The organism is Marinomonas sp. ATLA20 (assembly GCF_057180105.1).
The window spans coordinates 1-13466 of record NZ_JBXUKU010000023.1 but is presented as its reverse complement, the minus strand read 5'-3'; the positions used below and the strand labels follow the sequence as shown (position 1 = coordinate 13466).

Annotated in this window: 12 protein-coding genes; all 12 read right to left on the bottom strand. The window is 41.7% G+C overall.

Annotated elements, in window-relative coordinates; genetic code table 11:
• Nucleotides 1–92: 92 nt before the first annotated feature.
• The gene (locus AC2A4J_RS20145; RefSeq protein ID WP_484177285.1) at nucleotides 93–1643 is read right to left on the bottom strand and encodes an HD-GYP domain-containing protein; all 1551 of its coding nucleotides are present in this window, start codon (nucleotides 1641–1643) and stop codon (nucleotides 93–95) included.
• A gap of 22 nt (nucleotides 1644–1665) precedes the next feature.
• Nucleotides 1666–2976, bottom strand: a complete 1311-nt coding sequence (gene flgL, locus AC2A4J_RS20140; RefSeq protein WP_484177284.1) for a flagellar hook-associated protein FlgL — start codon at nucleotides 2974–2976, stop codon at nucleotides 1666–1668.
• A 4-nt stretch (nucleotides 2977–2980) separates the two neighbouring features.
• A complete protein-coding gene (gene flgK / locus AC2A4J_RS20135) occupies nucleotides 2981–4957 on the bottom strand; it encodes a flagellar hook-associated protein FlgK (RefSeq protein WP_484177283.1) in 1977 nt (658 codons plus the stop codon).
• A 109-nt stretch (nucleotides 4958–5066) separates the two neighbouring features.
• Nucleotides 5067–6053 (bottom strand): flagellar assembly peptidoglycan hydrolase FlgJ, encoded by a 987-nt coding sequence (flgJ, locus tag AC2A4J_RS20130; protein ID WP_484177282.1) that lies wholly within the window; start codon nucleotides 6051–6053, stop codon nucleotides 5067–5069.
• 8 nt (nucleotides 6054–6061) lie between these two features.
• Nucleotides 6062–7150, bottom strand: coding sequence for a flagellar basal body P-ring protein FlgI (locus tag AC2A4J_RS20125; RefSeq protein ID WP_484177281.1), 1089 nt, complete (start codon nucleotides 7148–7150; stop codon nucleotides 6062–6064).
• A gap of 49 nt (nucleotides 7151–7199) precedes the next feature.
• Complete coding sequence (locus AC2A4J_RS20120; protein ID WP_484177280.1) at nucleotides 7200–8060, bottom strand: flagellar basal body L-ring protein FlgH; 861 nt, start codon at nucleotides 8058–8060, stop codon at nucleotides 7200–7202.
• A gap of 13 nt (nucleotides 8061–8073) precedes the next feature.
• Nucleotides 8074–8859 carry a flagellar basal-body rod protein FlgG gene (gene flgG, locus AC2A4J_RS20115; RefSeq protein ID WP_484177279.1) on the bottom strand — a complete coding sequence of 262 codons (786 nt, stop codon included), beginning with the start codon at nucleotides 8857–8859 and terminating at the stop codon, nucleotides 8074–8076.
• A 62-nt stretch (nucleotides 8860–8921) separates the two neighbouring features.
• On the bottom strand, nucleotides 8922–9665 hold the full coding sequence (flgF, locus tag AC2A4J_RS20110) for a flagellar basal-body rod protein FlgF (RefSeq protein ID WP_484177278.1): 744 nt from the start codon (nucleotides 9663–9665) through the stop codon (nucleotides 8922–8924).
• 138 nt (nucleotides 9666–9803) lie between these two features.
• Nucleotides 9804–11501, bottom strand: a complete 1698-nt coding sequence (locus AC2A4J_RS20105; protein ID WP_484177277.1) for a flagellar hook-basal body complex protein — start codon at nucleotides 11499–11501, stop codon at nucleotides 9804–9806.
• 12 nt (nucleotides 11502–11513) lie between these two features.
• Nucleotides 11514–12218, bottom strand: coding sequence for a flagellar hook assembly protein FlgD (locus tag AC2A4J_RS20100; protein ID WP_484177276.1), 705 nt, complete (start codon nucleotides 12216–12218; stop codon nucleotides 11514–11516).
• 10 nt (nucleotides 12219–12228) lie between these two features.
• Complete coding sequence (flgC, locus tag AC2A4J_RS20095; RefSeq protein ID WP_484177275.1) at nucleotides 12229–12678, bottom strand: flagellar basal body rod protein FlgC; 450 nt, start codon at nucleotides 12676–12678, stop codon at nucleotides 12229–12231.
• Between the two features lie 5 nt (nucleotides 12679–12683).
• On the bottom strand, nucleotides 12684–13076 hold the full coding sequence (gene flgB, locus AC2A4J_RS20090) for a flagellar basal body rod protein FlgB (RefSeq protein ID WP_484177274.1): 393 nt from the start codon (nucleotides 13074–13076) through the stop codon (nucleotides 12684–12686).
• Nucleotides 13077–13466: the final 390 nt, after the last annotated feature.

The window sequence follows — 13466 nt, the reverse complement described above, 5'->3', positions numbered from 1 at the left end:
GGTGAACGGTGAACGGTGAACGGTGAACGGTGAACGGTGAACGGTGAACGGTGAACGGTGAACGGTGAACGGTGAACGGTGAACGGTGAACATTATGAAATATGATTAATAAACTGCAAACCAAATGTTTGAGGATCTACCTCTTTTTCTATTCTCACCTCTATTCTTAAATTAGCAGATTTATTTAATTCTATATCAGAAACTTCAACAAATGCCTTATTCGTAGCACTATAAACCTGACGAATCAAAGAAGGTTGAAAAGCTTTATTAAGTGTCAAAACAAATCCAACACGCCCATTCGACAACAACACACAAGAGCCAACAGGAATGCTGCCAATACTTTTTAAAAAAACTGTCAGTAGCTGCTTATCAAATGCCAAGCCAGACTCTTTACTCATTTGTTGACGTGCTTTAATTGGTCTCATAGAAGGCTTATGTGGCTGTTCAGATGTCATAGCATCATAGGCATCAATAATTGCAGCAATCTTTCCATAAACTGAAATTTCCTGATCCTGCTTACCCGCAGGGTAGCCAGATCCATCTATTTTTTCATGATGATCAGACAGCATTTGATAAACAGCTTTGGGCACGCCATCGCATTTTTGCAAAATCTGCTCTCCAAACTTAATATGCTTGCGAAATAAATCAAATTCACCATCAGTCATTTTCGTAGTCTTTGTTACCATGGCCATTGGTAAACGAAAGCGCCCTAGATCAAAAAGTAAGGCACCAAGGGTAATTGCTTCTACATAAGCATTTGACAGTCTCATTGCTTTAGCAAAATGAATTCCAAGCACAGCCATACCCATTGCGTGTTGCTCTAAATAAGTAGACGCGTCTTTTATATGACGTATTGCCATCAAAGAAAAATTATTACGTGCATGGGATTCAATAAGTCGACAACAAAACTTGGTTAGCTCTTGTATCTCTAAATTCTCACCGCGCTTAAAGCGCTCCATCTGAGTAGACAACAAAATATGCCCATCTTGAAACAGTTTGAGTGCTGTCATAGTCTCTGACTCAAATGAAGTTACATTAACCTTACTCTCAATAGGAGACTTTTTGACCTCTACCTCTTTATTCAAAAATGAATCAGCTTCAACACCTTCATTAGCTCTACTCGGTGCACTACCTATATTTAGATCACTATTACTCTCCATACGCGCTTTATAGCTAAGAATATACTCCCTCGTATGTTCATTTAACTCTTGCCTAAAATAGCGAAATAAACTCTGCCCCCTATTATTCTTACTGCGTAACTCTTTGGTACTTAAATCGGGATTGAGTTTTTTTAGACTTTTTACTGAACGGCCACTGGCAATAGACATACATAAATAGAGAAATCGTTCTTGGGCATCATATAAACGCTCACGTCGACTATTCAATAATTTGCTATCAGAAAAATATGGATCGTAGGGCAAATACTCAGAGTCTAATGTGAGGTGCAGCACATCGAACGTTAACTGTCGCATGGCAATACTAACAATTCGATCTTTTCTATCATGCATTTTTATCAGGCTTTGAATTCGCTTACTGCCTACGACCTTATCTTTAATGTCTAGGGTATCTAGTATTTCATCAATATCGAAATACCCCACATTAATATCAACTCCAAAACAAGACTCGATTTTAAATACTGACATCTTTTACCCTATATCTCAGGCCTTACATCTTATTAAACAGAGAAAGATTACTCATACGAGAAAACACCTTTTGCGAAGCATCAAGCGCAGACTCTTTCATAGACAACTCTGTCGCTGCAGCAGCTATATCTAATCCACCAACCCGATCTTGAGAAACGGCATTCGATAATTGATTTGCTAAACTAAAGTTCTCCTTATCTCGGAGAATATTCAAACGAGCACCAACCGATGAACGACCTTCACTCACTTTTCGTTGAGTATTATTGATACTTACAGTGGCGTCAGAAAATGCATTTTCACGCTCTTCCTTGGATGAATTTCGATCACTTAATACCACCAAGGTATCATTAATTTCATTCAAAACATTATCACGTCTTGGTTTATCTAAACTAATACCAGCAGTGGCTCCTGGCTGACCTCTAATCAGAAGTGACATACCGCCAAAATTTATTGACTTACCTACTGTATACGAACCGGAAGCCACCACCTCACCTAAATTGTTGGTGATACTATATGAACCAGGAGTACCATCAAATGCTCTGCGCCTTTCTTGATCTCCTTTTGTATCAGAACCTAAATTGATAGAGTCTACTTGGGGCACTGTTTCACCCTCAGCAACAATTGGAGCAGTTATTAGAAAAAAAGCATTAGAAGCAGGATCTTTAGGGTCATAGTTATCAGCCATAAACTGATTAAAATCACCTTGATTTTCCACTTTAGTAGTAAGCACAACATCACCTGTTAAAGCTTGTGCTGAGAAAGTCCGATTCGTCCAAATATCTTGAAAAAGCTTTTTCCCAGAATCAGTAACAGGTATTTTCATATCCTCAGATATTTGGGCATATTTTTGCCCTTCATTGCCTGCCCATTGATAACGACCATGACCATCCAAAATAAATGGTGGTCCCTGAGTATCAGTTCCTGCAAAGATATAGTTCCCATCAGCACTTTTAGAATTCATCAACTCTGCCATGGATTCTGTAATCAAAGCGACTTCTTGAACAATTGCATCGATATCAGCTTGAGTATTAGCATCATTTTGAGCCTGAATAAGAAGAGAATGGGCATCATCCATAGAATCATTCAAACTATCTAATGCTACTTCTTGATACTCAAGATGACTTGTCGCCATTTTCATAGATTCATCAAAGATTTTTAGGCGATTATTATTACCTTCATACATCAATATTTGACTAGCTCCCACAGGGTTATCACTCGGTCTAACAATATCAGTTTGTGCCGAAATTTTTTCTTGAGCACCAAGAATTTTTTCATTTGCTTGACCGATCGCCCTGCTCGACTGACCATAAATTAAATTATTCGTCACTCGCATAAACTTACCTCATAATCCCTAGTAAAGTTTCAAACGTCGTACGAGCGGCAGTAACGACCTGCGCTGATGCGGAATAAGATTGTTGATATTTCATAAGATTCACCGCCTCCTCATCAAGACTCACCGCCGACAATCTGTCGCGACGATTAACACTGTCATTCATAATCACTTCACTAGATTCTGCATGACCTGCCACCTCAGCTGTTTTCGCTCCTACATAGGAAATAAAACCCGAAAATGCTTTTACTAAACTCGCTTTTCCTTCTACTAACGACTGATTTTGTAAATCAACTAACGCCAATCCATTGAAGTTGTCAGATGGGCCAATCTCATCTGTACTAATGGAAAATTCATCGCCTGACTGCGGTTTAGACGATACAGACACATCAAACCCTGCATCTTGAGATAACCCAGCTTTCTCAAGCAAATCCGTATACTCAAAAACATTATTCACAGAGGCAACCTCCATTCCAGAAGCATCACGAACAACGTAGGAATTAGGTGATGTAAAATAAATTGAATGAGGGGCGCTAGGATACAGGAAGCCATCAGGTGCAAACGCAGAATTAGCTGACTTAGTATTTGTAACCGAAGATAAAGATATTCGGGCATCGGATAAATTATCCGAGCTCGTAGATACACCTACAGGCGCACTCAAGGCAATATCATCACCACTTTTAATTTTTAAATTTAAACCCGCTGCCGCCCCTGCTGTAGGGGTAAAACTAAATACGTCATCGTGATCGATAATATTAAAATCTTTCACCCGAATATCTAAACCCAACTCTTTAATTTTATAATAACCATCACTATCTGGAGTCATATTAGAAGGGTCAAATATTGTAGACTCACCAGCTGCATTGCCGTTTAAGTCATATTTTTTTATCACAAATCGATTGTCGTCTGTTCTGGTAAGTTCATAAGTATCTGTCGTGATTTTAGATGCTTCACCTGCAGATATTCTAACGGAAAAATCAGATAATTTATGAGTATTATCAGCGCTAGAATAAACACTAATATTTTCCAAAGAGAACAAGTCTTTGCCAAAATCTCCATTCATATCAAGACCTTTGGCATTCTGCGTATTCATAGCATCAGATATGGCAATAGCGTTCTGGCCTAGAGTACGATCTGCATATTCACTAAACTCGGAGCGAAAATCCACTAAGCCACCAACACTACCACCAAGACGATCGCTTTTCAAAGCGACATCGTAATCTCCAAAACTGACAACTAAGTCAATCTTCTTTGGGTTTAATTGATTAGGAACCACCTTCAATTCTGTTGGAGTTTGATCCATCACTAATGGTTGACCATTGGCTAGCTGAATCGTCATTAATCCATTGCCATTAAACTGTGCATTGACATCCAAATATTTAGAAAGATCTTTTGCTAGCAGCTCCTGCTGATCTCGTAACTCATTTGCCGGAGAACTTGATAACCCCTCTTCTCTGAGTATTTTGCTGTTCAGATTAGAAATTCTAGTAGTGATAGAGTTTATGTCAGCTAAAGATGTTGTCAGCTGTTGATCAACCAGATTCTCTTGACCACTTGCCATATTAGATAGCGCTTTATACTGCCCCACCAAGTTATTCAAACTAGAATGTGCAAGCTGTCTTAACGATGATGAGGTAGGGTCATTATTTGCTGCTTGTAATGAGCTAAAAGCTTTATCCAAATAACCTGAAAGAGAAATACTATCTTCAGCCAACAAATTATCAGACATAGCCATCAAAGAATGATAAGTATCATAATAAGAGAAATCGGAAGTATCAGATCGCACCTGCGCACTAACAAAATTATCAACAAGGCGTGAAGTATCACGAAGAACCACACCGCCTACAGGTGAACTAACGGTATCAGTTCTTTGGCGACTATAGCCCTCGGTATCCACATTGGCCGTATTTTGCCCAGTCGTATTAATACGGGCATTACTAGACAGTAGTCCAGACAAACCAATTGAATATAAATTTGAGCCCATAGCCCACACCCCTAGTACGTTTTCAAAAAATAACTCTGAGCTCTTCTTTAGCTCTATCGGCTATTGATGCAAAAACTTTACCAAAGCTGAGAATTGAGTGGTTTTATTATTACAATCCTTGAAACCATTGACTAGAAAGGATGCTATCGATTTTTTCAGAATATTTAGGGTCTGTTGCATAACCGCCTTTTTGCAAAGAAGCGGCAAACATTGACGCGTCATCTCCAGTCTTCAAGGCATCTTTATACCGCTCGCTCGAAGATAGAAAGTTCGCATAATCATCAAAGCTTTGCGAGAAGGAATCATAAGCCCGAAACGCCGCTTTTTCTCGCTTTGCCACCCCATCACGGAATTCTAATGTATTCACTACGGCACGATCACCTTGCCAACGATTGTCCGCTTTAATACCAAATAGATTAAAGCTAGCCGCGCCGTCTTCTTTGGCAATAGGATACTTTCCCCAACCCGTTTCTAATGCCGCCTGAGCCAATATTGCTTTGGGGTTAACACCAAGTTTTTCCGCTGCCTGCTTAGCATGGGGCCATAGATTCTCAACAAATTCATCCGGAGACCCAAACACCACAGAAAGGGCCGAAGGTGCTGCGGCCATTTCAGTCTCGGTAATATTTGGGGTCTGTTGCTTAGCCTCCTGCTGAACCGATTGAATAAACTCAGTAGAAGCACGATGAGCCAAAGCTTGAATTCGCACCAAATCTTGTTTAGCAACTTGGTTGAGAAAATCAGTATCTCCCCGTTCTTTCGCTTCAAGCGAACTAATCCGACCTTGCTGTTGAGTTTGGTATTGACGGATAAGCGCTTCCGATAAGCCTATGCCACCGGACTGCGCCATACTTTGAGACATCTGGGAATCCATCATCTCTTGATATTGCTTGGTTTGCGCACTGGAAAACAAACCACTACCAATCGCCTCATTGGTGCTACGCATGTTTTTCAATAGCATATTTATAAAGATTGATTCAAACTGCTGAGCAACGTCTTTTAATGCGGCATCAGGGTCTTTTTGCGCCTTAGTCTTTAAATCAGTTAGCGTAGAAAAGTCGGCAAAAAAATCTTGCTTTGGCGGGATTGAGTTCATCAAAACACCTATATAACAACTAAGTCAGCGTTAATCGCACCAGCTTGCTTTAAGCCTTCCAATATAGCCATAACATCACCAGGAGCCGCACCGACCTGATTAACGGCACGAACAATATCATTAAGCGAAGCGCCTGGATCAAAGACAAACATATGGCCGCTATTTGGTGCGATCTCAATACCTTCACGAGGCGATACTATCGTCTGCCCACCTGTTACAGTGCCATCCTGCCCTACAACTGGCGGCACTTCTTTGATAGTCACCGTCAAGCTACCGTGGGTTATTGCAGCAGGGGATACTTTGACGTGCTGACCAATAATAATGGTTCCTGTGCGAGAATTTACCACGATGCGCGCACGCTCTTCAGCCACTTCAACTTCCAGGTTTTCAAGAATCGATAAGTAGGTAACACGTTGACTGGAGTCCCTTGGCGCAGACACTCGAATAGAAGTCGCATCAAGCGTCGTCGCGACTCCAGGACCTAAGAGGCTATTAATCTTGTCTGTCACTTGCTTTGCTGTCGTGAAATCTGGACGATTTAGATTAAACGTTAAGGTGTCTCCAGTATTAAAACTACTAGGGACCATACGCTCGACACTGGCGCCATTTGGTATACGACCAACTGTAGGGACGTTGCTTGTCGTTCGTGACCCATCCGCTCCATTTGATCCTAAACCACCAACTACCAAGTTACCTTGAGCTATCGCATACACAGCACCATCGGCACCTTTCAATGTAGATAAAAGCAGCGTACCGCCACGCAAAGCGCTCGCGTTACCAATCGACGAGACAGTTACATCAATTTTTTGACCTGGCTTAGAAAACGCCGGCAAAGTAGCCGTCAAAGAGACAGCGGCAACGTTTTTGGACGTGGCATTGACCCCTTCTGGCAAGGTCACACCAAAACGAGACAACATGCTGGCAAAACTTTGGTTAGTAAAAGCGGTGCTGTCGCCCGTTCCGTTAAGACCAATCACCAAGCCATAACCAAACAATTGGTTTTCTCGGACGCCCTGAACACTAGCAATGTCCTTCAAGCGTTCAGCCTGAACAGAAAAAGATAAACAATATAAGATAATTAGCGCTATGTGCTTCATCACATCACCTATTGAGAGGAATGAACCTCTCAGCCATTAGATCATTAAATTAATAAGGCATGTTACTGGTGTTAAGTAAGCGACTTACCCAACCTTGCTCACTTCCTGCTGCTACATCGCCAGTACCAGAATACGTAATTCTCGCATCAGCAACGCGCTCAGATTCTACGGTATTATTTGGCGAAATATCTTGTTTGCGTACGACACCAGAAAATCGTATATATTCATCGCCCTGATTCAACCGCAGCCATTTTTCACCACGCACTGCCAGCAACCCGTTAGGGTAAGCTCTAAAAACAGTGACAGAAATCGTACCGCTTAAACTGTTATTTTGGTTTGCAGAGGCATTACCAGAAAAGTCTGTGCCTTGTTGAGGAAGTGTTGTATCAACCTTTAGCTCTTGCCCTAATACTGTCGGGTTTTCAATAGTGGCAGAAGAGGACTTGGACACCGTCGCCGCATTAGCCTTGGTCGATGTTGTCGTCTCATTCAAGTTGATCGTTAAAATATCACCAACTTTGCTGGCTTTCTGGTCACCAAAAAAAACATCCCCCATACTCGTCTGATAAATACCGCCTGTCGGCGCTTGCGAAGGACTCATACCATTAGGGTACACTGGCGCATAATAAGGATCATCCGACTGAATAGATTGAGCAATATCCGGACCATTCAGAGGATCATTAGGATCAGGTACATATCCTTTGCGAGGAACATCTGATGAAGGCTCTTCTGGCGTTTCCTCTGGAGGCGATTCATTGTCAGCAACAGCATCAATAATCGCATCCGTTGCAGCAGCAGCTACTCCTGCCGCAGCTGCATTAGCAACCGCTTGCTCGTTAACATCCCAAGTGAGGCAACCGGGTAAACAAGCACTAAACAAAACCAAGAGCGAAAATTTAATCTTCATCATATTCCACACGTTATTATAACTGCTGTATTGCAAAACTCATCATCCCATCAGCGGATGCGATAACTTTTGAGTTCATTTCATAAGCTCGCTGTGTCGTAATCATATTTACAAGTTCTTCAATAGAATTAACATTAGACGCCTCAAGCATTCCTTGAGCAATAGTCCCCAACGAATCAGTGCCAGGAACGCCAACTATTGGCGGGCCACTAGCATTTGTTTCAGTGAAAATATTTTGCCCTGCAGAATTCAATCCGGTTGGATTAACAAAACCTGCGATATTTATAGCACCAACTTGCTGTGCGTCAGCATCACCACTTTGTCTAACTGATACTATGCCGTCTTCTGCAATCATAATTTCGATAGCACCTGGATCAATTTGGATACCAGGCTCAACAACCAAGCCTCCAGAAGTAACAAGCTGCCCCTGACTATTAAGCTGAAGACTACCATCGCGTGTATAAGCAATAGTGCCGTCAGGCTGCAAAACCTGTAAGAAACCTTTACCCTGAATAGCAACATCAAGCTGTCTATCCGTCATATTGTAGTCGCCATTAGAAAAATCTTTTTGGGTTGCCCCCACTTTAACACCAGTACCCAACTGCAAACCGGATGGTAATTCAGCATTTTGAGCGCTCAAACCACCAGGGGCACGTACTGTTTTATACATGAGATCTTCAAATACCGCTCTGTCTTTCTTAAACGCAGTTGTCGAAACGTTTGCCAAGTTGTTGGCTACGACGTTTAATTGTTTATCCATCGCGCTTAAACCGGTTTTACTAACCCATAATGCTGAATTCATAAAAGCCTCTTATTTAATTCTGTTATTCTTTACGTTATTTTTGTCGTAATCTCAGATCGTTATTAAGACGTACGCTGTAAAATACGAGCAGAAGAATCTGCGTTGTCTCGAATGGAATCCATCATTTTCACATTCATTTCGAAGCGACGCGCCAAATTCATAATATGCGTCATCTCTTCAACCGCATTCACGTTGCTGCCTTCAATGAAGCCGCTAACCAGTTGCACATTAGGATCAGCATCTATTGCTTGGCCATCACGAGTATGAATCAAGCCATCTTCTTCTTTGCGTAAATTTTGCTTATCAGGATTCACTAATTTAATCTGGTTAAGCGCCGCCACTTCGTTATTAGCGCCACCTTGTGGAACAATAGAAATCGATCCATCCGCCGTAATATTAATACTATCAGCAGGTGGCAAGAAAATAGGCCCAGCCACACCCGCAACAGGCAAACCTCGCCCTGTTACCAATTGCCCTGCGGCATTAATTTGAAAGTCGCCTGCTCGAGTGTAAGCCTCTTGGCCGCTTTCATCATAAACAGCAATAAAACCTTCTCCAGCAACAGCAACATCTAGGTTTCTACCAGTCTGTATCATGTCACCTTGGGTATAACGTGTCGCTGGATTCTCCGTCATTGCATAGACACGGCTAGGGTGATAATCACCATATACCTGCATAGAGCGAGCTTGCTCGAAGTCAGAACGAAAACCGGTTGTACTGACGTTTGCCAGATTGTTAGCGTGTATTGTTTGAGCATTCATGGTTTGTACACCACCACTCATTGCTAAATATAAGGCCTTATCCACTTCAATTCTCCCAGAAGAATCCACATCACTTAGATAACTACTATCAAAAATCGTACCAAGTTATAAAAACAATAAAAAAACAAAAAAAAGCCGAAACAGCAAGACTGTTCCGGCATAAAATCTTCTCTCTCCAGAAAATTAGCGAAGGTTAATTATCGTCTGAGTAACAGTGTTTTCTGTTTCTAATGTTTTACTGTTTGCTTGGTAATTACGCTGCGCCTCAATAAGTGCAACAAGTTCAGCGGTCAAATCAACATTAGATTCTTCTAAAGCACCGCCTGCAATTTTACCTAGAGTTGCGGTGTTAGGTCTGCCAATATCTGCTGGTCCCGAAGTCTTCGTAGCGACCCACATCGTATGACCGGACGGCATCAAACCGTCGGTACTATCAAATGTTGCCAAAGCTAACTGGCCAAGTGTTGCCGTTTGTTGATTGGTATAGTTAGCAATCAACAAACCATCACTATCAAATGACACACCTTGTAACTCGCCAGCAGAGAAGCCATTTTGATCAAAAGTATCTGTATTAGCTAAAGCAAACTGCGTCGATCCACTCAAGTCAAGCTGCGTAATACGCTGACGATTAGTCGGGTCTATCCCCCTAACCTCCAAAGGAACTGGTTGTTCATTCCCAAGTGGTGGTATCCCCCTGTACACACCCATCAAATTACCTGCGGCATCAAAAGTTACCGATGTGTTTTTTTCTAAATATTTAGCATCATCGCCAGTCATTGGATCGACAAAGCTTTCCTCACCATCCATTGTGACACGAAGTTCATAGGTATTATTTTCGCCCTGCTTAATAAAATAATATCCTAAAGTATGCGGCTCACCTAAAGAGTCATAAGTCGTTCGAGTATTACCAAATGAATAACTTTCAGGATTAAGAGGGTCAAAAGCCTCACGAGAAACAATACTTGAATTTCTCATTTCCTCTGGCGTCAGCGTCGCCGTGATAGCGGCCCCTCCCAATGTTCCACTCACCGCTAACGGAGTCTTAATACCTGTCGCCACATCAACGGAATTAGGCACATTAGCCCCAACATAAAGAAGCGAGAATGGCTCCTCCTCTACACCATCACCATTGTAATCCATACCACCTTCAGCAGTATTAAAAGTGGCGTAAGTCTCTCCAAGAAAGGGCGCCCCAGTATCATCAGTTAAATTACCATCAACAGTAGCATGTACCTTATAGGTATTGGGCAATTCACCTTTAGCGTAATAATAAGTCACTATATGTGACTGGCCATTCCCATCAAGCACACCTTGAGTTTGAGTGAAGTTGTAAGTATCTGGATCATTCGGATCAAATACGGCCTTTATAAAAGGCGGAACGTCCTCGTTCTTTGAGTCCAAATTTACTTTCAAACTCATTGAAGTAGTAGGCTCAGGAGGAATACGATCAGTTGGAATTTTCAAATCATCTAAATTGCCACCGACTACGCCATCAACCGCATTAAAACCCTGCACGTTGTTTCCACCATTAGTGACCAAAAAACCATTTTCATCAAGCTTAAAGTTACCAGCCCTAGTAAAAGCATTTGAAACTCCAGCATCTACAACAAAAAAACCACTGCCATCAACAGCAAGGTCTAGGTTGTTATCTGTATAAGAAATATTCCCAGCTGAAAACTCTTGGGAAACACTACTTACACTTACACCAGAACCAATACTGTTCCCGCTGCCAGCACCCAATACACTGGTGTTGTAGAGGTCATCAAATTCAATACGAGACTTTTTAAAGCCTGTTGTATCGGCGTTGGCAATATTATTACCGGTAACACTTAAATAATCGGCAGACGCTTTAATGCCAGATAGTGCAGTATTGAATCCCATAATATTCTCCAATCACCCTAATATTTCTAATTCATTCGTAAGTTTGATTTTGCCGTGGTTTTCCACATTCAAAACAGTTCCATTTTCCCCATTAATAGTGACACCTTGAATTCGCGTTGGAAGCCGTGTATTCATTGCTGACACTTCACCTTTATCATTTGTTGAAGAGGCGGCAAAACGATATTCGCCAGGCGGCAAAACATTTCCGTCATCATCTAGCTTATCCCATTTGAAATCACCCGAATTCAACGTAGCAGTACGCACAAGACGGTTATCAGCATCAAATATTCTAAGTGAAGCGACTTGAGAGTTTTCAGGAATATCAGTTCTTATTTGCACGGACTCTAAGCCATCCGTTATTTTCGCTTTACTACCATCCATCAAGATAGACTTACCTACCAAGGTAGAAGCACTAAGCGCCTGATTGGAAGTCAGTGACGACGCCATATTCTCTAGCTGATCAGAGATGCTAGTCAGCCGTTCCAAAGAGCTAAACTGAGACATTTGCGCCACCATATCATTAGTGTCTTGCGGCGCAGTCGGGTCTTGACCCTTTAGCTGTTCAATATACAGTTTCAGAAAGACATTTTGGTCAGCGAGTGCTGCTTCATCTTTTGGAACCTCAGGCTTTTCAATGCCTGCTTTTGTCTTAGCCGCCTCCGTCCCATATTGGGAAATCAGACCGCCTAAACCTTTGGTGTCAGATATGTTTGCCATCTGTCAGCTCCTATGACTGCCCAAGCGTGAGCATTTTCTGCATCATACTTTTGGCTGAATTCATAATCTCTACGTTTGTCTGAAAAGAACGAGACGCTGACATCATATCGGCCATCTCTTCCATCGGGTTTACGTTTGGATAAAACACGTAACCCTCTTCATTTGCCATTGGGTGTTCTGGTTCATATCTAGGCTGTAAAGGCGCATCAGATTCCACAATGCCATCCACTTTTACGCCAACACCAGAACCTGTGTCGTCTTTGTTCGCATTATTCCAACCATATTCACTCATGCTGTCATTCATCATTTGTGAGAATACTGGCTTTCGAGCACGATAAGTCTGATCCGCTGAGCTTGCTGCACTGTCTACGTTCGCCATATTGCTCGCAATCGTGTTCAAACGAATGGTTTGAGCACTCATTGCAGACCCAGAGATAGTAAAAATATTACTCAAAGACATCGTAATTAATTCCCAGTAAGCGCTTTTTTCATGCCGTTAATTTTTCGATCCAAAAACATAAAGCTCGTATCAAACTGCAAGGAGTTCTGAGCGTACTCAGCTTGTTCTCTTTGCATATCAACCGTATTACCATCCAAAGATGGCTGGTTCGCATTACGATATAACAACCCTTCAGGCTCTCCGGAAAATCCCTCACCAGAAATATGGCGAGAGTTCGTTCCAGCAAGCTGCATTTTTTTTCTTTCATTATCTAAAAGCGAATCAAACGAAATATCTCTCGCCTTGTAGTTTGGGGTATCCGCATTGGCAATATTATTCGCAAGGACAGCCGCTCGCGCGCTGCGAAACTCTAGCGTTTTGTCATGTCCAGCAAATGCGCTTGCAAAAGAAATAGCCATTCTACCCTCAAAGAAAAATATTATTCGCCTATACGAAACATATAAAGCAATTATAATGCCAAAAAATATTATCTTTATTTTTCAACAAGTTAAATAATTAAAAATTTATAACGGCAAAAAGCGGCAACTGATTTGAAGAAGAAAAAACAACTATTAATGAATTTATTATAGAGCAGATACAAGCGATGATGAGGAACAGCGACAAAAACAAAAAAAGCAGCCATCAAGCTTAATGCTGTTCACTTAAGCGGAACCGCATTATGAGATGCCGGATATCTCATCTTTGATTGCTTCACCAAGCGAGGCCGACTAGGCCTCGTTTTTTTCTCTCCAAAAACAAATTACACACCCCAGACCTTAACTCCTTAAGGCGCATTCCTGCCTTCGATT